This window comes from Caballeronia sordidicola (assembly GCF_002220365.1).
Lineage (GTDB): Bacteria > Pseudomonadota > Gammaproteobacteria > Burkholderiales > Burkholderiaceae > Caballeronia > Caballeronia sordidicola_C.
Map to the genome: position 1 here is coordinate 1 of NZ_MTHB01000200.1, position 18,955 is coordinate 18,955.

General features: G+C 58.9%; 15 protein-coding genes and 2 pseudogenes. 13 read left to right on the forward strand and 4 right to left on the reverse strand.

What is annotated here, in order from left to right:
* From BSU04_RS28295 to BSU04_RS48025, 4 genes and pseudogenes are all read right to left on the reverse strand, one after another.
* Positions 1-836 (reverse strand): annotated as a pseudogene (locus BSU04_RS28295) (replication protein O); the annotation flags it as partial.
* Positions 837-1,138: 302 nt separating this feature from the next.
* Positions 1,139-2,107: a ParB/RepB/Spo0J family partition protein gene (locus BSU04_RS28300; protein WP_089163679.1), complete on the reverse strand. Its 969-nt coding sequence runs from the start codon at positions 2,105-2,107 to the stop codon at positions 1,139-1,141.
* Positions 2,108-3,286, reverse strand: a complete 1,179-nt coding sequence (locus BSU04_RS28305; protein WP_089163713.1) for a ParA family protein — start codon at positions 3,284-3,286, stop codon at positions 2,108-2,110. It abuts the gene before it with no gap.
* 1,751 nt (positions 3,287-5,037) lie between these two features.
* Positions 5,038-5,572: pseudogene (locus tag BSU04_RS48025) on the reverse strand (transposase); the annotation flags it as partial.
* A gap of 819 nt (positions 5,573-6,391) precedes the next feature.
* Here BSU04_RS48025 and BSU04_RS28320 point away from each other — a divergent pair.
* From BSU04_RS28320 to hypE, 13 genes are all read left to right on the forward strand, one after another.
* On the forward strand, positions 6,392-7,450 hold the full coding sequence (locus BSU04_RS28320; RefSeq protein WP_089163682.1) for a hydrogenase expression protein HypE: 1,059 nt from the start codon (positions 6,392-6,394) through the stop codon (positions 7,448-7,450).
* An 89-nt stretch (positions 7,451-7,539) separates the two neighbouring features.
* Positions 7,540-9,366, forward strand: coding sequence for a nickel-dependent hydrogenase large subunit (locus BSU04_RS28325; protein WP_089163683.1), 1,827 nt, complete (start codon positions 7,540-7,542; stop codon positions 9,364-9,366).
* On the forward strand, positions 9,363-9,902 hold the full coding sequence (locus tag BSU04_RS28330) for a NifU family protein (RefSeq protein ID WP_089163684.1): 540 nt from the start codon (positions 9,363-9,365) through the stop codon (positions 9,900-9,902). Before BSU04_RS28325 ends, BSU04_RS28330 begins: the two co-directional genes overlap by 4 nt.
* Positions 9,899-10,546 (forward strand): DUF5947 family protein, encoded by a 648-nt coding sequence (locus tag BSU04_RS28335; RefSeq protein ID WP_179258473.1) that lies wholly within the window; start codon positions 9,899-9,901, stop codon positions 10,544-10,546. The genes BSU04_RS28330 and BSU04_RS28335 overlap by 4 nt, the downstream gene beginning before the upstream one ends.
* Positions 10,539-11,228, forward strand: a complete 690-nt coding sequence (locus BSU04_RS28340; protein WP_089163685.1) for a DUF6084 family protein — start codon at positions 10,539-10,541, stop codon at positions 11,226-11,228. Before BSU04_RS28335 ends, BSU04_RS28340 begins: the two co-directional genes overlap by 8 nt.
* Positions 11,225-12,619, forward strand: a complete 1,395-nt coding sequence (locus BSU04_RS28345) for a hypothetical protein (RefSeq protein WP_089163686.1) — start codon at positions 11,225-11,227, stop codon at positions 12,617-12,619. The genes BSU04_RS28340 and BSU04_RS28345 overlap by 4 nt, the downstream gene beginning before the upstream one ends.
* Positions 12,616-13,182 (forward strand): hydrogenase maturation protease, encoded by a 567-nt coding sequence (locus BSU04_RS28350; protein WP_089163687.1) that lies wholly within the window; start codon positions 12,616-12,618, stop codon positions 13,180-13,182. Before BSU04_RS28345 ends, BSU04_RS28350 begins: the two co-directional genes overlap by 4 nt.
* Positions 13,179-13,280, forward strand: coding sequence for a DUF6893 family small protein (locus tag BSU04_RS48945; RefSeq protein ID WP_373452882.1), 102 nt, complete (start codon positions 13,179-13,181; stop codon positions 13,278-13,280). Before BSU04_RS28350 ends, BSU04_RS48945 begins: the two co-directional genes overlap by 4 nt.
* An 11-nt stretch (positions 13,281-13,291) precedes the next feature.
* Positions 13,292-15,706, forward strand: a complete 2,415-nt coding sequence (gene hypF, locus BSU04_RS28355) for a carbamoyltransferase HypF (protein ID WP_089163714.1) — start codon at positions 13,292-13,294, stop codon at positions 15,704-15,706.
* Positions 15,697-16,026 (forward strand): HypC/HybG/HupF family hydrogenase formation chaperone, encoded by a 330-nt coding sequence (locus BSU04_RS28360; protein WP_089163688.1) that lies wholly within the window; start codon positions 15,697-15,699, stop codon positions 16,024-16,026. Before hypF ends, BSU04_RS28360 begins: the two co-directional genes overlap by 10 nt.
* On the forward strand, positions 16,019-16,726 hold the full coding sequence (locus tag BSU04_RS28365; RefSeq protein ID WP_089163689.1) for a D-sedoheptulose-7-phosphate isomerase: 708 nt from the start codon (positions 16,019-16,021) through the stop codon (positions 16,724-16,726). The genes BSU04_RS28360 and BSU04_RS28365 overlap by 8 nt, the downstream gene beginning before the upstream one ends.
* Positions 16,723-17,904 (forward strand): hydrogenase formation protein HypD, encoded by a 1,182-nt coding sequence (hypD, locus tag BSU04_RS28370; RefSeq protein ID WP_089163690.1) that lies wholly within the window; start codon positions 16,723-16,725, stop codon positions 17,902-17,904. The genes BSU04_RS28365 and hypD overlap by 4 nt, the downstream gene beginning before the upstream one ends.
* Complete coding sequence (gene hypE, locus BSU04_RS28375; protein WP_089163691.1) at positions 17,901-18,947, forward strand: hydrogenase expression/formation protein HypE; 1,047 nt, start codon at positions 17,901-17,903, stop codon at positions 18,945-18,947. The genes hypD and hypE overlap by 4 nt, the downstream gene beginning before the upstream one ends.
* Positions 18,948-18,955 lie beyond the last annotated feature (8 nt).

Below are 18,955 nucleotides of genomic sequence, written 5' to 3' on the forward strand. Positions count from 1 at the left end.
TGAATCTTTGCGTGATGGGAGCGAAGTTGGTGACCAAAATCGACCGGCGAGCGGAGCAAAGACCGGAGATAGCTGATGGGGCGTTTCGCCGCACTCAGGTGTCCCCAGGTGACTTCGACTACTTCTGTCAGAAGCTTGCCGTGTTGCTTTGCTTCCCGCATGAGTTTGAAAACTAAAAATTTATGAAAACCCAAGCTCAGCAGACGTTGAAGGTCCAGCGGGAGCGTGCCTGGTTGTCTCTTTTGATTCTTAGGGAATAGATCCTTATATATAACTCCGTCTGCCACGGTGGCAGACGGGGGGATGAGCAAAGGATCCTGTTGGGTGTCGGCTGCTGAATTCTGCGGACCGGCGTTTGTGGATTTCGACGTGTGTGCCAAGACGGGTGGCTTTTTCTCTTCGACGAATCCCAGCAGCTCGGCTGCTTTTTCCGTGAGATGAATATAGGCACGTCCGAATAGGCCCGCATCACCGTGGCGTTTCTGGGGTGCTCGCACAATGAAGCCGACTTCGGCGAGGTCATCAAGACTGCGGTAGAACGTGCGCATGGACTGTAGGGCGCGATCGGTGAGGAGTTCTCGACGGGCGAAGATAGCGGCGTACGGCTTTTGAGCGTCGACGGTACGGGCGAGTGCCGCGAGGAGGGCGCGTGAGCGTGACGGAATGGCTGCAATGTGATTAGCGCGGTGCGCTGCCCGGAAGACTATCCAAGGCAGGTTGGAGCGATCACACGCGAAGTCCCCGAGCGCTTCATTGTCGAGGTTTGTAGAGTCTATTTCAAGCGGGGAAGGGCGATCGTCACCCTCGCCAGCAACGAAGCGTTGCGCGATAAGCATAGTCATGCGTCCATTTTCAAAAAATGGAGGACAAACGCTTGACTGCTAGTCGCTATCTATTACACTTCGAGTTGTGGACTCGTTGACCGATTGACGTCGGGAAGCGAACAGGGCAGTTAGCAGCAAGCCCAATATTCAAAAGCCTTCGGTTGGCGCCGAAGGCTTTTGTTTTTTCTATCGTCGGATTGGCAATGTTTTCATCTAAGTCCTTGTTTTTTAGGATGACTCTAGTAGGCACTACGCACCTGTCCGATCAACAAAAAACCTAAGTCTTTGATTCTAAACGCGGCTCTAGTAGGAGCTCACTTCTTTGCAGATTTCAACTTCCCCTCGATAAACTCTGAGATTTCCTGGGCCCATCGGTCGGCTTGCGGAATCTCTATATCAAAAAAACGCACCCCCACTACCCCGTTTCTGGAAGACACCTCGCACACCTTCTTTTTATCTCGACGGATAACCGTAGACAAAGGTGTGACTGATCGTGGCTTTTCAGTCGCAAACTTAACGGCCTGTTCCTGAGTGAATGCCTCGTCGGAGACAAGTCGTTGAACGGCTTCGATCACCTTGTCCCTTTTCCCTGTCTCTACGAGCGATGCAAGTTTTTGGGCCGCGTTGCTACCTAGGCGCTCAGGACGTTGCGCGAGAATCTCCTTGGCAGGGTCCGGTAAAGCGTCGAACGAAAATATGCGAGTGACATGGCTTTTACTCAGGCCGGCGCTTTCCGAAATCTCGGCGCGCGATAAACCGCTGATTTCCTGTAGTCGCTTGAAATTCCAATACTTCTCGAAGTCTGTTAGTGAAGGTGACAGTAAGTTCGAGAAGAACGCTGTGAACTCAATCTCTGCCTCGTCAATCGAGGCGACATTCGCCCGGATTGATGACCGCCCCAACTCTCGAAACGCTGCGACACGATTGTGTCCAGCAATGATCTCGTAACGGCTATTCGGCATCGCCCTCACTAGAATTGGTGTAGCCAGGGCGTGTTTGGCAAGGTTCGACTTCAGCTCCTGAAATTGCTCTTGGGTGAGCTTTCGCCGTCTCCCGCTAACCTCGATCAAAGAATCAAGATCGATCTCAAATGCGGCCTTTAACTCGAGTTGTGCTTCGAGTTCCTTAATCCTGCCTTGCGCTAAATTAATCCGGTTCTGCGCATCCATTAGCCGCCCGGGCGAGGTCCGCGCCTCCGACGATTCCGGTCGCGGGGATGACAAATCGTTCGGTTTTGCAGCAATGTTGGCTGTCTTGGCCAGTAGTCTGTCGCCGATCGACATTTAAGCCTCCTTGACTTGCCACGCTCGAACGAACTGAGCATCTAGATGTTCAGCGAGCCGATCGAGTGGATCTTTAAAACGGTTATAAGCGGCGGTGCTGCCGTCGGGCTTAGATAGATCGTAGACAGTCGAGAGCTGCGCGGATGCGCCTTTCGGAACGGTAGATTCGGGGATCTCGAACGGAAGAACTCGGTCGCCGTATGCCTTTTGAAGCCAACCACGGACCACTCGAGAAACATCGTCGGATTTTGCTTTTGTCAGGAGGACATTAACGAAATCGAATCGCTTGTGTTCCAAGACTCCGGGAAGCTTCTTCGCAATGTCAGCGAACAAATGCCAGAACTGCGTAGAGCTTGCGAAGTCGAGCGCTTCCGGAGGGCAGGGCAACAGGATGGCGTCTGAGGCAAGTAACGCGTTGATTGTTAGGTAGCTGAGGGCCGGGGGGGTATCAATGACAATCGCGTCATACTCCTCCGCCACCGGAGCCAAACCCTTATTTATGATGTCCCAAAATGCAAACGTACTATCGTTCAGTACCTTTGCAGGGATTTCAAACTCCGCGTCAAATAACGACGACGAAGCCGGGATCAAATCCAAATTGTGCCAATACGTCTTTTGAATTGCGTACTGCAACGTTGACTGGTCACCGTAAATTAGTGGAAGAAGCGTCTGGTCATCCGATATCTCAGCGTCTGGAGCCCAGCCACACAGTTGCGTTGTCGTGCCTTGGGGGTCGCAGTCAATGACCAGGACTTTTCGTCCTAAGAGAGTCAATGCCTGCGCTGCCGAAACCGCAGTTGTCGTTTTGGCGACGCCGCCCTTAAAATTCGCCACTGTAACTATTCGCCCTCGCCGACCCTCTGGGCGCTTGGGACGCTCGCTTGTGGCTTGGATCCAGGTTAAAGCTTCTTCGAGCGTAAAAATTTTGCTTCGCCCGGCACCTTTTGATGTCCCGGCTGGCAAGTCGCCTTTCGTAGTTGCATACTGAAACCGCTGTTTATCAAGCCCGCAGAGGCTTGCGACCTGCGCACTTGTATACACTGGCGAACTCTTCCGGGGGTACGGTTCCAGCATCGCATCCCGAATCTGATTCAATATGTCCGTTGCTTGAGCGGCTACCCCGAGGAGGGTGTCAATCGAAACGGACTGATCGACTTCTGGAAGTCGAGGATTTAAGATTGAATTTGCTGTCACAGGGTTGACCGGTAAGCGAAAAATTTTTCAGTTTCTGGCGAAAGGCGCACTAACCGAAGAATAAACGTTGAAGTGCTAAACCTCAAGTAAACTCTTAACATTACTTCTCCAGCATTTCCCCCTCCAACCACCTTCGACGCCGGTCCAGCCAAGGTTTTTGGCCTTAGCGCGCGACCCGCGTAACATTTATCAACGCTGTCGGAGGTTTTCCTCACCGGTTCTTGCCTTTGTCACACAGTTGGCATATCTTACAGATACTGTATGTATATACAGGTATCGGAGGATGCCATGGAACAATGGGTGCGAGTGCAAAACGAGCACGATCGGAAGGTCTTGGCTTGGCTGCGGGAACGAGTAGGGGACGTGGCGGTTACTGCGGCCGCACAGGCCTGTGCGCGACGAGATACGAAACCTTATCTTTCCACGGTCTGCAGGCAGCTTGGTCTGTCAGTGCCCTGTTTTACCCGTCATGGCGCAAGTGGTGATGGAGTAGGGGAGCAACACCTAGCGGCCATGTATGAGATTTTGCGCGCGCCGTCCGCACGCCCGTTGATGACTTGAATTCCATTCTGACGCGCTTTGGGATGCCCCAAAGCGCATTTGGACGTCGATCAAGCTTGATGATTCGATTTGGGGGTTTACCGACTGGATTTCAGCGTGGGGACAATCGCGGCGGCCAGACCAAGCTGAATTGCGTATCTTTTCGGCATAGGGACAGTGTAAAACTACCGGACATTAGGGAAATAATGTCAAATTTCAGGTCATCGTAGAACCCGTGTACGCGAAGCGAAGGAGGGAGATTGAAAGGGATCTTTCACTTCACACAGTGGCCGCAATTTCGCGGCGTGACGGACATTGGGCCTTGATGGTGTTGCGCTGACTGCGGACCACCGACCAACGCGCTCCATAAACGTACAACGGCATCCAAGATCCTCCAAAGGTTAGCCCGTTTCCAACTATGCGGAATCGTGGAACATTAGCGATCTTTCGCGCGTAGCGAAAACCTGTGAATAATCAATGGCTAATGCTCACAAATTCGAAATGTTCCACGGTGAACAACCGTCACACGCGGAACAGGCGTTGCTAGTAGTGCCACTTAGCACGGAACCCATGCACCCTCCTGCACGATCGATCAAGCGTATTAATTGATACGTAATCTGTATAAATTCTCGCATGCGACCTCCTAATCGGCCTCTGGCGCAGGGGCGGAGCGCTTGAAAGCAATCAACGGCCTCACTGTCGAAGCGTGGGCCAGCAAATGTAGAGCGAACAGCTGGGCAAGCCGGAGAAAAGACATGTGCCGAGCGAAACGCGTCTTCGACCTTAAAGAAGGGAGGGCAATGGTTCGAGACTTGACTCCTGCTGACAGCGTTGGTAACTGCCGAGCCGAAGGCCGAAGGCGGCCGCCAAGGTACGAGCGGCTGGCTGCAGATCGCAGACAGCGAGTATCTCGCAGGTCGGATGGGCGATTTCCCGCAGCTATTTATCATCGGTATGGTGGCGCGTTTCGCCGCGTCTATCCACGCTGCAGTAAGGTCCAACGGGAGAGAAGTACGGCAAGAAGGTCCTACCCCGCTATGGCCGCCTCGGCGAACGTCAAGCGAGCGGTGGCGGCGAAACAATCGATGCCCTGCCTTTTGCTGTCCGGCGCCGCGACGATGTGACCAACGCGCGTCGCAAAAATCTTAGACCCTCCCAGGCGAGGGCGGAGAACAGTGCAACAAAGAGATCAGAACCGCAGAGCTATAGCGCGTTATCCGGCGCGTGACGCGACGCACCGCGCCGTTCGGGTTCTCGATGATGTTGGTTATGCACAGGCAACGCATCAGTGCCCGGCTCAGGCCCAGTCTGTTGACCGTGAAGGTCTCTTCGAGCCCTTCATGCAGCGAAGCTGCTGCATCCGGATACTCGGTCTTGAGTCACGGTGCCTGCGTCTTCAGTTTCGCCAGCCCCTCTTTTTCTGGCACCTGGAGGCAGCTTTCATCACTGCGCTTACTCGCGAGACCACTTCCTTGGTCAGACGATCAGTCACGTCGCGCATCTTGTGAGTCCGGCACCGCTGCTCGTGAGCTCGCTTGCCGAAGACCGCCTCGATTGCCGCGCGCAGCGCCTTAAAGCCGTCTATCACGAGCAGAGAGTCGCGCCCGCTCGGCAGACGGCGCTCGATCAGACCATTCAACAGGTCCTTGACTACTTCTGCGTTCTCACTGGAGCCGCTCGCAGCCCCAGCAGGTGCTTGCCGCCGTCGCTGTCCACGCCGATCAGAGAAAGGCGGCGTCCAGTCCTCCAGCATTCTGACTAGACGCTCAGTTACGATTCGGCCTGCCGCGTCATGTTCCAGTACATAGGCGACGCCGAGACCATCGACCGCGGCTTCAATCATTAGATCGGGTTCGTCGAATATCATCGTTCGATATCGGTGTAGTGGCCTCGGGTATCTTCGGGAGACATCGTGAGCAGCCTCCCCGTGTCTGTGACGGCGGGGACGCTCAAAAAGACACAAGCCGGCTAGCTAGGAGGCGGTCAGTCCACAGCGACATCCGGGATCCTACTGACTCGCTGTTCACGATCTCCCGCAGTTCGAGACATCGCCCGCGCCCGCCCTATGCTTAGGGTCTGTTGTTCGTAGTGAAAAATAGCCGTGCCCCGCGGAGGGTTCGGGATCGAGCAAGTGACGTACGATAGTTGACAGATCAGGCGCGATGCGATTGTTGAGGAATCCCCCCAAACTTTGAATGGCGAAGTGGCTCGTTGAAGAAACATTACCGGGGCATGTTAACAGTCATGCTTTCGCCGCATCATTAAAACGCATCCGGGAAAACCTTTGCAGAAACCGGTTGATTGACCGGCGGTACGAACTATATTTAAGAGAATAAAAAACACGGTCATGCAGGCGATAGGGTTAATCGCGGTCTAACTATCGACCCAACGCACACCGGAGAGACGAGCGAACAGACAGGGCATGGCGACCCTTCGTTGATCGCCGCGCCCGCGCATTCGCTAAAGGCGGTTCCTCGCCACGGCCGGCAACAGACACGTTGCAATCCGCGGGGACGTCACACATTCGCCAGCAGGCGAGGAGGTTCCACCATGGATCCGGTAAGCGCCATTCCCTATGGCCGCAAGACTCAACACGCCCCTGCACTGAAAGAAGTACACATCCTGTGGATCACCGCGGGCCTCGGTTGCGACGGCGATTCCGTATCGATTACCGCCGCTACGCAGCCCAGCATTGAAGACGTGCTGCTCGGCGCAATTCCCGGATTGCCGAAGGTTCATCTGCACAATCCGGTGCTGGCTTATGAAAACGGCTCGGAATTCATGGCGCCGTTTCATGCTGCAGCGCGGGGTGAGATGGATAACTTCGTGCTGGTCATGGAAGGCTCGATCCCGAACGAGAAAATCAATCGGGAGGGCTACTGGGCCGCCATGGGAACGGACCCCGACACGCATGAACCCATCACAATTCCGCAGTGGCTTGACCGCCTCGCGCCTAAAGCGCTGGCCGTGGTCGGTGCGGGCACGTGCGCGACCTACGGCGGCATTCATGCGATGGAAGGCAATCCCACGGGTTGCATGGGTCTCGCAGACTACCTCGGCTGGGACTGGAAATCGAAAGCGGGCCTGCCTATTGTGAACGTCCCGGGTTGTCCGGTTCAGCCGGACAACTTCATGGAGACGCTGCTATACCTGCTGTATCAACTGGCAGGCCTCGCCCCCATGATTCCGCTGGACGCGGCGCTTCGTCCCAAGTGGCTGTTCCAACGCACGGTGCACGACGGTTGCGACCGCGCGGGTTCCTACGAACAGGCTCTTTTCGCTAAGGAATATGGGAGTCCGAACTGTATCGTCAAGCTTGGATGCTGGGGGCCGGTGGTCAACTGCAATGTTCCCAAACGCGGCTGGATCAACGGCGTGGGCGGGTGCCCGAACGTCGGAGGAATCTGTATCGGCTGCACCATGCCCGGGTTCCCTGACAAGTTCATGCCGTTCATGGACGAGCCCCCGGGTGCGGTCCTCTCGTCGAATCTCATCAAATCTTACGGCGGACTGATCCGCAGCCTGCGCAAGCTGACCAATTCGACCGTCAACCAGGAACCGAAATGGCGGCATAACCGTCCCACCCTGACGACTGGCTATCGTCGCTGAACGGCTTTGCGGAACAGGCATGGAAACCGTCGCCGATGGTCGGCACCACGACGGTTCCCGCGAGAGACAGAAGTATCCAGGAGGGGGTCATGGCGGATATCGCGGCACCTGAATTGAAGTCGGGCCAGGCGTCACAGCCTGCCAAACTGGTCGAGATGAACTGGGACCCGATCACGCGGATCGTCGGCAGTCTCGGCATTTATACGAAGATCGATTTCGAGCAACGCAAGGTCGCCGAGTGCTACAGCACGTCGTCGATTTTTCGCGGCTACAGCATCTTCATGAAGGGCAAGGACCCGCGCGACTCACACTTCATTACCAGCCGCATCTGCGGCATCTGCGGCGACAACCACGCGACCTGCTCGGTGTATGCGCAGAATATGGCCTACGGCGTAAAGCCGCCGAACATCGCGGAATGGATTGTCAATCTCGGCGAGGCGGCCGAGTACATGTTCGATCACAACATCTTCCAGGACAACCTGGTCGGCGTGGATTTCTGCGAGCAGATGGTCAAGGAAACCAACCCCGGCGTCTGGGCGAAAGCGCAGAAGACCGCCGCGCCGCATGCGGAGATCCACGGCTACAATACCATCGCGGACATCATGACCGCGCTGAATCCATTTACGGGCGAGTTCTATCGCGAGACGCTGCATGTAAGCCGTTATACGCGCGAGATGTTCTGCCTGATGGAAGGGCGGCATGTGCATCCGTCAACACTGTATCCCGGTGGAGTGGGAACGGTGCCGACCGTGCAGCTTTTCACCGACTACATCACGCGGTTGATGAAGTATGTGGAGTTCATGAAGAAGGTCGTGCCACTGCATGACGACCTGTTCGATTTCTTTTATGAAGCACTGCCCGGCTACGAGGAAGTCGGCCGCCGGCGCATCCTGCTGGGCTGCTGGGGTTCGTTCCAAGACCCGGATGTATGCGACTACAACTACAAGTCGATGACCGATTGGGGCCGCAGCATGTTCGTCACACCGGGCGTGGTGGTGGACGGCGAACTCGTGACCACGGATCTGGTCGAGATCAACCTGAATATCCGGATTTTGCTGGGCAGCTCGTTCTACGATGACTGGGATCATGAGGAAACCTTTGTCCGGCAAGATCCGCTGGGCAATCCGATCGATCGCAAGCATCCGTGGAACCAGACCACCTTGCCGCGGCCGCAGAAACGCAAGTTCGACGGCAATTACACGTGGGTGATGTCACCGCGCTGGTACGACAAGCGCACGGGCGATTATCTCGCGCTCGACACCGGCGGCGGTCCGATCGCACGGTTGTGGGCGACCGCGCTCGCGGGCCTGGTGGATATCGGCTATGTGAAGTCGACGGGTCAGAGCGTGAAGATTTATCTGCCGAAGACCGCGCTTAAGCCTGAAGTCGAGTTCGAATGGAAAATCCCGAAGTGGAGCAATGCGATTGAACGCGACCGCGCGCGGACCTATTTCCAGGCCTATGCGGCAGCGTGTGCGCTGCATTTCGCTGAGAAGGCGCTGGCCGAATTGCATGCGGGCCATACACGCACCTTCACGCCGTTCCAGGTACCCGACGAAGCCATCGGCTGCGGTTTTCATGAAGCGGTGCGCGGGGTGTTGTCGCACCATCTTGTGATCAGGGGCGGCAAGATCGCGAACTATCATCCGTATCCTCCGACTCCGTGGAATGCGAATCCGCGCGATATCTACGGCACGCCCGGACCGTATGAAGACGCCGTGCAAAACACGCCCATCTTTGAAGAGAACGGGCCGGACAAGTTCAAAGGTATCGACATCATGCGTGCCGTGCGCAGCTTCGATCCGTGCCTGCCGTGCGGCGTCCATATGTATGTCGGGGATGGCAAGACCGTCGATGTCGCGCATTCGCCGACCTTTGGCGTTCCGCCGGGCATGAAGCCAGGAGGGCACTCATGAGCGACGCGCGCGTGCTTGAAGAACAACAACGGCGCATCGATGAACTGATTGCAGCACTGGGGACATTGGACGACACGCATGCGCGCGATATCGCGCAGGCGTTGTTGCAGGTGGTGCTCGAATTGCATGCAAGCGGTCTCGCCCGGCTAGCCGAGATCGTGACCGAGGCGGATGGCGCTGAGGGTCCGATCGTCGCCCGGCTGATACGGGACAAACAGGTCAGCGCATTGTTGTTGCTGCATGGGCTGCATCCGCAGGACTTGGCAAGCCGCGTCGCGCACGCGGTGGAAGGGCTGCGGGCGCCGCTTGGTGCGCAAGGCGTAAGGATCGAACTGGTCGATGCACGGGAGGACCTGGTACGCGTTCGCTTGGCGGGCGTGCTGACTGGCAAGCACGTCACGCCTGCCGATGTGCAGAACGATATCGAGCGGGCGATCTTCGAACAGGCGCCGGACGTGGCGCGCATTGAAATAGACGGGATGCCGGACGTCAATGTCCACGAGCTGCGGTTTGTCGCAACGCTGCCAACATCATGAACGCACGCGCAGGGGAACAACCCGGGCAACGCGGCTGGGTAGCTGCGCTGCGCACGTTCGCCCGGCCGCCGCTGACTGTTCTCTGCGAACTGTGTGGAGAACCGCTAGACGGCACTCATCCTCATCTGGTCGAGATGGAACAAAACGCGCTGCGTTGCTGCTGCCGCGCGTGCGCGTTGCTGTTCGGAAACCAGCAAAACGCGCGCTACAAGCGCGTGCCGGAAAACGTTCGCTGGCTCAGAGAGTTTCATCTGAGCGATGAACAATGGGACGCGCTGGCGATCCCGATCGGCATTGCGTTTTTCTACAGGGACTCGGCTGCGCAACGCGTGATCGCGATGTACCCGGGCGCTGCCGGCGCTCTGCAGTCGTCGCTTGATCTGAGCGCGTGGGACCGTCTGGTTGCTGACAACCCTGTCCTCGAAACGCTGGAACCCGATGTCGAAGCGCTGTTGGTGAATCGCGTGGACGGCGCGCGCGAGTATTTCCGCGTGCCTATCGACCAGTGTTATGCGCTGACCGGCGTGATCCGGGCGCGCTGGCGCGGATTGTCGGGCGGCGTGGATGCATGGCGTGCAATCCACGCGTGTTTTGCGGCGCTGAAAGTGGGCGAGCGTTTGCCCGAGGGGGTGCCGCATGCCTGATCTTGACTTTGTCGTCGAGGGTGCTGAGGTCGCGCTGCATTCGGTGTCACCGCTGCTGTTGTTCAAGCTGCGCGTGACCAATAGAGGCTCGTCGGGGCCGCCGACAGCTCAAGAGGAAATCGCTAGTCTCGCGCTGCATTGCCAGATACAGATAGAAGCGACCCGGCGAACTTACGAGCCAGTCGACCAGGCGCGGCTCAGCGAATTGTTTGGCGTACCCAAGCGCTGGTCGCAAACGTTGCGGACCCTGTTGTGGACGCACGCAAGTGCCGCTGTTCCTCCATTCACCGATACCTGCAGGGTTGATCTGCCGGTGCCGTGCACGTTCGACTTCAATGTCGCGGCGGCGAAGTATTTCGATGCACTGGGAGACGGCGAAATTCCGTTGATGCTGCAATTCAGCGGCACGATTTTTTATCGCGAGAGCGACGGCACGCTGCAAGTCGCGCGTGTTCCCTGGCACAAGGAAGCCGCGTTCCGCCTGCCGGTCGCAACCTGGCGGGCGATGCGCGATTACTACTACCCGAACACCGCATGGATGTCCGTGCAACGCGGGGTCTTTGAGCGGCTGGAGCGTTACCGCATAGAGCAAGGCTTGACCGGCTGGGACGAAGCGCTCACGGCCTTGTTAGACGAGCGCCGCAGCGAACCGGCATGGCCTGACCACGGAGGCTTGCAATGAACGCCATCGAAGGGATCGTTCAGGCCGTGCTGTACGAGGGCTACATGCTTTATCCGTATCGAGCGTCGTCGGTGAAGAATCGGCAGCGCTGGACCTTTGGCAGCGTGTATCCGCAGACATGGGCGGACTGGTCCGGCAGCGATGCATCGATGATGCAAACCGAATGCGTGATTGAAGGCGACGACGAAACGCGGGTGAAGATGCGTCCATGTTTCCTGCATTTGATCGAGCGGGATGTGCGTGCATTGAGCGCGCCAGCGGCGGTGGGTACGGCACTGGATGAGGGTTCGTCCCGATCGGTGGCTTCGCTCGAACTCGGCGGCAGGCGTTTCGACGCGTGGCAGGAAGCCGGTGAGCAGCGTGTCGAGGTTCCGGTATTGACGCTTGGCGAATTGTGCATGGAGGGATTACGGTTGCCGTTTTCATTGGCGGATAGCCGTGCCGTGGAACCGCTGATGGAAACGGACGGCCGTGTGCAAGGAGTGCTTGTGCGCACACGGGCGGCGATCGAAGGTCGCGTGGAGTGCTGCGCTACGCAGATCGGCGAACGCACCTTCAGGCTGACGGTCCGCATAGTCAACGTGACGCCGGTTGACGAACCGCAGCGGTTGAATCGCGATGCCGCTTCATCGTTTGCGCTTCTGTCGTGCCATGCGGTGCTGGCCGTGGAGGGCGCCGCATTCGTCTCGTCGATCGAACCACCGGACGAGTTGGCGGAAGCGGTCGCGAGTTGCAAGAACATCGGCTTGTGGCCAGTTCTGGTCGGTTCCGGTGAACGCCATGACACCATACTCGCGGCGCCCATCATCCTCTACGACTACCCGCAGGTCGCGCCGGAAAGCGCGGGCGATCTCTTCGACGCCACCGAGATCGACGAGATCCTGACGCTGCGAATCCTCACCATGACCGACGCCGAAAAGCGCGAGATGGCCGCAGGCGATGAACGTTCACGCGCCCTGCTCGAACGCACGGAAAGCCTCTCCGCGAACGACTTGCAGCGGCTGCACGGAACCTTGCGCGAGGTGCGCGTGGATACCGGCTGGCGGGATGTGTCAGAGGAAACGGGAGAGGCCCCCGAAGACACGGCGCCCTGGGCCGAGCTTGACGCCATGCCTCCTCTTGCCTGCGTCAACGTCGATGGCGTGGCGTTGCAGGTCGGCTCGCGCGTTGTGCTTCATCCCCACGCCCGCGCCGATATCTTCGACCTCGCTTTGCGCGACCAGATAGCGACCATCGAATCGATCGAACGAGATTTCGAGGATCACATTCACGTAGCGGTGACGATCGACTGCGATCCCGGGCGCGACTTCGGTCTTGCACGCATGCCGGGTCATCGTTTCTTTTTCGCACCCGACGAGATCGAGCCGTTGCGCGAGGAGCGGACGTCATGACTTCGATCCTGGTGGCGGGTATCGGCAACGTCTTCCTGGGTGACGACGGTTTCGGCGTCGAAGTCGTACGGCGTCTGCACGAAAGACGAAGCAATGCGTGGCCGCCGGACGTCCGCGTGATCGACTACGGAATCCGGGGGATCGATCTGTACTACGCGCTGCTGGACGGTGTGGATCTTGCCATCCTCGTCGATGCAACGCATCGGGACGGACCGCCGGGCACGCTGTACGTCATCGAGCCTTCCGCAAAGAACACCAATGAAAGTTACACAGGCGATGCTTCTCCCGTGCTGTTGTCGCCGCATGACCTCGATCCGGCGAAGGTCCTTCAGGCCGTGCAAGCGATGGGCGGTGAAGCCGGACGCATCGTTCTAATCGGTTGTGAGCCGGAAAGTCTAGGCACCGAAGATGGGCAAGAGGGCCGAATGGGGCTGAGCGAACCCGTCGCGGCGGCAGTGGATGAAGCAGTAGACACCATTGAAACAATGATCGAAAGCATGCGGGCGCGGACCACCGTGGTCGACGCTGGGAGCGTGCCGCAAGACCACTGGAGAGCACGATGAAGTTCTTGCTGAAGTACTTGTTATTGTCCGGGCTGATCATTGGCGTTGCGGCGAACATGAAGGATATCCGCCGTTATATCCGTATCCGCAACATGTGAAGGGTACGACCATGAGCCTGTGCCTGCCGCCGGTTAGCGACGCACCGTCCGTGATATTCCGGGCCGGTGAAGCAATTCGTGTGCGTGGACTAGTGCAGGGGGTAGGTTTCAGACCAACAGTATGGCGTCTTGCGCGCGCTTGCGGCGTGAGAGGCGATGTAGGCAACGACAGTGAGGGTGTGCTGATCCACGCATGGGCCGACACCAGTACGCTCGATGATTTTGTCGAGCGTTTGCGAAGCGAGTGCCCACCGCTTGGTCGGATTGATGCCATTGAACGTTACGCTTTGCACGAGATACCGCCGCCTTCCGGTGGCTTTCGGATTGTTGCGAGCACGAGCGGCCGTGCCCATACCGGGGTGGTGCCGGACGCGGTCACGTGCCGGGCGTGTATCGACGAAACGTTCGACCCGTCGAGCCGTCGTCATGGGTATGCGTTCACGAACTGCACGCACTGCGGGCCGCGCTTGTCGATCATTCAGGCGATCCCTTATGACCGTCCGAACACGACGATGGCGGCGTTCGCGTTATGTGATGCCTGTGCAATCGAATATGACGATCCGGACGACCGGCGTTTCCATGCGCAGCCGATTGCGTGTCCGGCTTGCGGGCCGCGTCTGTGGCTTGAACTGGCTGATGGTTCAATTGCAGAAGGCGATCCACTGGATGCCGCGCGCCGCTTGATCCAGCGCGGAAAGATTGTCGCCATCAAAGGGCTGGGTGGTTTTCAGCTTGCATGCGCCGCGTCAGATCATGCAGCCGTTGCGAAACTACGCGTGCTCAAACGTCGCGAGCGCAAGCCGTTCGCGCTGCTGGCGCGCGACGTGGCAATGATCGAACGCCATTGCGTGGTGAGCGGAGCAGACGAGGTCCTGCTTGAAAGCGCCGCCGGACCGATCGTCATCATGCCGATGATCGATCGAGGTACACGTGATCCGTTTCCGGGTGTGGCGCCGGGTATCGCGACGCTGGGTTTCATGCTGCCGTCAACCCCGCTGCATCATCTGCTGATGCAATTGCTTGACGGTCCGGTCGTACTGACCAGCGGTAATCTCGTCGACGAACCGCAATGCATCGACAACGACGAAGCCCGTCAGCGCCTCGCCGGCCTGGCCGATGCCTGGCTGATGCACGACCGCGATATCGCCCGGCGTGTGGACGATTCCGTCTCGCGGGTCATGGGCGGCGTACCGCGCTTGCTGCGCCGCTCGCGCGGTTATGCGCCCGCGCCCATGCGTTTGCCGCGCGATTTTTCTGCCGCGCCCCCGGTCCTTGCGATGGGCGCACAACAGAAAAACACCTTCTGCCTTTTGCGCGATGGCGAAGCGGTCGTCTCGCATCACATCGGCGAACTGGAGAACGGCGAGACGTATCGCGACTACACGGTGTCGCTCGCGCGTTATCAACATCTGTTCGAACATGACGCGCGTTTCGTCGCGGTCGACCTGCATCCTGAGTATCTGTCGCGCAAGCTCGGTATCGATATCGCACGGCAGCGGCATTTACCGCTCGCCGAGATCCAGCACCATCATGCGCATCTTGCGGCATGTCTTGCAGAAAATGATGTCAGTTTGGGCACTGATGTTCTTGGTATTGTGCTTGACGGGCTTGGCATGGGCCTGGGCAACGCGCTGTGGGGCGGCGAATTCTTGCTCGGCGGCTATGTGAATTTCAAGCGCGTTGCGAGCTTCACGCCGGTCGCGCTGCCGGGAGGCACGTACGCGATTTATGAGCCGTGGCGCAACACGTACGCGCATCTGTGCGCGAGGCTCGGGTGGCGGCGTTTCGCGAAGCAATACGCGAAGCTTGACCTTCATCATTTTCTCTCTGACCATCCATTGACGCTGCTCGATCAGATGATCGACGGCGGGATCAATAGTCCTCTTGCAAGTTCGGCGGGGCGTCTGTTCGATGCAGTCGCCGGGGCACTCGGCGTGTGCCGCGAACGCGTGCAATACGAAGGGCAGGCCGCGATCGAACTCGAAGCGCTGATCGATACCCGTACGCTCCACGATGAAGACGACGCGCTGGCGTATCCGTTCGAGATAGTGGAAGCCGATACTCCGCTGTTGATCGACCCGAAACCCATGTGGATCGCGCTGCTCGACGACATGCTGCGCGCCACGCCGGTACCGGTCGTGGCCGCACGTTTTCACAAAGGCCTCGCAATCGTCATAACGCAGATGACCATCCGTTTGCTTGCATCCACGCAGGTCCGCACCGTCGCGCTCTCTGGCGGGGTCATGCAGAACCGCGTGCTGTTCGAACAACTCATCGCACGGCTTGCGGCATGCGGCTTTAACGTACTGACGCATCGCCAGGTACCGTCCAACGACGGTGGCATCGCACTGGGGCAAGCGGCCATCACCGCCGCGCGTGCCCTGACGTGCGCGTTTGTTGAACCACGGAGTACGTCATGTGTTTAGGCATCCCGGGACAGATCGTCGAGATCAGCGACGCGGACAATAACCTCGCATTAGTCGATGTAGGCGGGGTGCAGCGGATCATCAACATCGCGTTCATAGTCGATGACGAGCGGCCACCGTCCGCATGCGTGGGTGACTGGGTGCTGGTGCATGTTGGCTTCGCGATGAGTCGTCTCGACGAGGCCGAAGCGATGCGCACGCTCTCTCTGTTGCGTGAACTTGGCGAGGCGCAGGCGGAGATGGCCGCGATGATGGAAGGGGGCGGTGAGCCGCCACCTCCTGACGCGTCCAACCACCACGATGGAGCGCGCAATGACTGAACATCAGGCGCTACAGGGCCTGTATCCGTTTCTCCACGGCGGCCATCAGGACGCGGGGAAACTCGATGCCGCGCTGCTCGAATCGGTCGCGCAGAAGGCGCAGGCAAGCATCGACGCGAAGCGCGCGTTCTTCGCGGACAACGCCACCGCCGTGGTCGCTGTCGCGCATGCGATTGCGGATGTTTATCGCCGTGATGGCAGGCTATTTGCGATGGGCAACGGCGGTTCGAGTTGCGACGCCGCGCACATTGCAGTGGAGTTCCTGCATCCGGTAACGGCCGGGCGTCCGGCGCTCACCGCGGTCAACCTCGTCGCCGATACCGCCATGATGACTGCCGTAGGTAACGACGTTGGCTTCGCGCATATCTACGTGCGGCAACTGGTGGCGCAAGCGCGTCGCGGCGACGGTTTGATCGGGGTATCGACCAGCGGTAACTCAGACAACCTGCTCGCTGCATTCGCGAAAGCGCGAGAGATGGGCGTGGTCACCATTGGTCTCTCCGGGCACGACGGCGGCAAGATGGGGGCGCCAGGTGCGCTCGACCATTGCCTCGTGGTGCCGAGCGACAGCATTCACCGCATCCAGGAGACCCACGTCGCGATTTATCACATCCTGTGGGACCTGGTTCACACGCTGCTCGCCGATGAACGCGGCAGCCTGAATGTCCCTGACACAGCGTCAGCGGAGCGTGCGTCATGAAATACGTCGACGAATTCCGCGATCCTGAGAAGGCCCGGACGCTTACGCTAGAGATCAATCGGCTGGTCGAGCGGATCGCGCGCGACCGCGGTGGCCTTAAACGGCCGTTGCAGATCATGGAGGTCTGCGGCGGTCATACGCATTCCATCTTCCGGTACGGGATCCATCAGATGCTGCCGCCCGAGGTCGAATTCGTTCACGGCCCCGGTTGCCCCGTCTGCGTGTTGCCGATGGGCCGCGTGGACGACTGCGTAGCGCTCGCTGAGCGGTCCGAAGTGATCTTCACGACCTTCGGCGACGCGATGCGCGTACCCGGTTCACGCAAGAGCCTGCTGAAAGCGAAGGCCGACGGAGCCGATGTAAGAATGGTTTATTCGCCGCTCGACGCGCTTGCTATTGCGCGTGAAAATCCGCATCGCGAAGTGATCTTCTTCGGGCTGGGTTTTGAAACCACGATGCCGAGCACCGCGATGACCGTGCTGGAAGCTCACGCCCAGCGTATCGATAACTTCTCGCTGTTCTGCAACCACATCACGATCATCCCGACAATCAAGGCCATTCTCGATTCCCCTGATCTGCATCTCGATGGCTTTCTTGGACCGGGACATGTGAGCATGGTGATCGGCACGCGGCCGTATCGGTTCATTTCAGAGCATTATCGGCGGCCGATTACCGTCGCTGGATTCGAACCGCTAGACGTGCTGCAATCGGTTTGGATGGTGTTGAAGCAGATCGCCGAAGGCCGCTGCGAAGTGGAGAACCAGTACGGCAGGATTGTGCCGGACGACGGCAATGCGCAGGCGCTGTCGGCGATCGAGCGAGTGTTCGAGTTGCGCGAGTTTTTCGAATGGCGCGGGCTGGGATCGATCGATCATTCGGGCGTTCGGATACGCGAACGCTTCGCCGCCTACGACGCCGAGCGCAAGTTTCCTGTTGCGAACCTGAAGATCGCCGATCCAAAATCATGCCAGTGCGGGGAAGTGCTCAAGGGCGTGATCAAGCCGCAGCAGTGCAAGGTATTCGGCACCGCGTGCACACCGGAAACGCCGCTCGGGTCGTTGATGGTGTCGAGCGAAGGCGCGTGTGCGGCACATTATCGTTATGCACGCATCGATGCATCGGCGTTGTATGCGCATGGCGCTGCGTCGGCCACGCTCAAGCAGGGAGTTCAGGCATGAACGACCGCATCGGCAGGCTACGCGATGCCACCATCAATCTCGCGCACGGTGGCGGAGGCCGGGCGATGCGCGATCTGATTGAGGACGTATTTGTCCCCGCCTTCGACAACCCCGCGCTCGCCGCGCTCGAAGACCAGGCGGTGTTTCCGCTCGCCGACCTCGCGCGTCTCGGCGACCGGCTCGCGTTCACTACCGATAGCTACGTCGTCGACCCCTTGTTTTTCCCGGGCGGCGACATCGGCACGCTGGCGGTATCGGGCACGGTCAACGACCTCGCCATGTCGGGGGCGAAACCGCTGTTTCTATCGTGCGGGATGGTGATTGAAGAGGGCCTCGCTGTCGATGTCTTGCGTCGCGTGGCGGCAAGTATGCAGCGTGTCGCGATCGAAGCGGGTGTATCGATTGTTACGGGCGACACCAAGGTGGTTGAGCGCGGTTGCGCGGACAAGCTCTTCATCAACACTGCAGGCGTGGGCGTCGTGCCACCGGGCGTTAATATATCCGCGCGGCGGGCTCAGCCGGGCGACGTGGTGATCGTGAACGGATTTCTGGGCGACCACGGCGCGGCGATCCTGGTCGCGCGAAAGCAGCTTGCATTGCGGTCCGATATAGCAAGCGATTGCGCGCCGCTCGGGTCGCTGGTCGACGCAATGCTGGGTGCGTGCAAGGACATTCACTGCATGCGTGACGCAACGCGCGGCGGGGTAGCGACCGTGCTGAACGAGTTCGCGATGTCGTCGGGTGTGGCGATCCGCATCTGGGAAAACGCGCTGCCGATCCGCGAGGAAGTGAAGGGCGCTTGCGAGATCCTCGGCCTGGATCCGCTGTATCTGGCGAACGAAGGCAAGCTGGTCGCGATTGTTCCCGCGCACGCCGCGTCAAGCGTGCTCACGGCGATGCATGCGCACCCGGCTGGCATGCGGGCGGCTGTGATCGGCGAGGTGGTTGCGCAGCCCGAGGGCATTGTAGTTTTGCATACGGTGTTTGGTGGACAGCGGATCGTCGACATGCTGACGGGCGAGCAATTGCCCCGTATCTGTTAGCGAGCTTC

Coding starts and splice junctions, on each gene's coding strand:
- BSU04_RS28335 (WP_179258473.1), top strand. CDS start 9,899: ATGAACGCACGCGCAGGGGAACAACCCGGGCAACGCGGCTGGGTAGCT.
- hypE (WP_089163691.1), top strand. CDS start 17,901: ATGAACGACCGCATCGGCAGGCTACGCGATGCCACCATCAATCTCGCG.
- BSU04_RS28320 (WP_089163682.1), top strand. CDS start 6,392: ATGGATCCGGTAAGCGCCATTCCCTATGGCCGCAAGACTCAACACGCC.
- BSU04_RS48945 (WP_373452882.1), top strand. CDS start 13,179: ATGAAGTTCTTGCTGAAGTACTTGTTATTGTCCGGGCTGATCATTGGC.
- BSU04_RS28330 (WP_089163684.1), top strand. CDS start 9,363: ATGAGCGACGCGCGCGTGCTTGAAGAACAACAACGGCGCATCGATGAA.
- BSU04_RS28350 (WP_089163687.1), top strand. CDS start 12,616: ATGACTTCGATCCTGGTGGCGGGTATCGGCAACGTCTTCCTGGGTGAC.
- BSU04_RS28300 (WP_089163679.1), bottom strand. CDS start 2,107: ATGTCGATCGGCGACAGACTACTGGCCAAGACAGCCAACATTGCTGCA.
- hypD (WP_089163690.1), top strand. CDS start 16,723: ATGAAATACGTCGACGAATTCCGCGATCCTGAGAAGGCCCGGACGCTT.
- BSU04_RS28340 (WP_089163685.1), top strand. CDS start 10,539: ATGCCTGATCTTGACTTTGTCGTCGAGGGTGCTGAGGTCGCGCTGCAT.
- BSU04_RS28360 (WP_089163688.1), top strand. CDS start 15,697: ATGTGTTTAGGCATCCCGGGACAGATCGTCGAGATCAGCGACGCGGAC.
- BSU04_RS28365 (WP_089163689.1), top strand. CDS start 16,019: ATGACTGAACATCAGGCGCTACAGGGCCTGTATCCGTTTCTCCACGGC.
- hypF (WP_089163714.1), top strand. CDS start 13,292: ATGAGCCTGTGCCTGCCGCCGGTTAGCGACGCACCGTCCGTGATATTC.
- BSU04_RS28325 (WP_089163683.1), top strand. CDS start 7,540: ATGGCGGATATCGCGGCACCTGAATTGAAGTCGGGCCAGGCGTCACAG.
- BSU04_RS28345 (WP_089163686.1), top strand. CDS start 11,225: ATGAACGCCATCGAAGGGATCGTTCAGGCCGTGCTGTACGAGGGCTAC.